The sequence below is a fragment of the Thioclava sp. UBA3469 genome (assembly GCF_002378135.1).
GTDB lineage: Bacteria > Pseudomonadota > Alphaproteobacteria > Rhodobacterales > Rhodobacteraceae > Thioclava > Thioclava sediminum.
In genome coordinates, this window is record NZ_DFRG01000223.1 from 1 (window position 1) to 289 (window position 289).

The 289-nt window shown below is 69.2% G+C and carries 1 pseudogene; it reads left to right on the forward strand.

What is annotated here, in order from left to right:
• Positions 1–289, forward strand: a pseudogene (locus tag B3D39_RS16340) (leucyl aminopeptidase family protein); the annotation flags it as partial.

A 289-nucleotide genomic window follows, 5' to 3' on the forward strand; every position in this document is an offset into this window, starting at 1 on the left:
GCTGGCCGATGCGCTGGCCTATGCCGATGAGACCCCGCCCGACCTGATGGTCTGCATGGCGACGCTGACGGGAGCGGCGCGAGTCGCTCTGGGGCCGGACATTCACCCGTTCTACACCGATGACGAAGGCGTCGCGCAGGCCTTGGCAACGGCCTCGGGCGCGGTGGCCGATCCGCTCTGGCGGATGCCGTTCTGGGCGCCCTACGAGGCGAAGATCGAACCCGGCATCGCCGATCTCGACAATGCACCCTCGGGCGGCATGGCGGGCTCGATCACCGCAGCCCTGTTC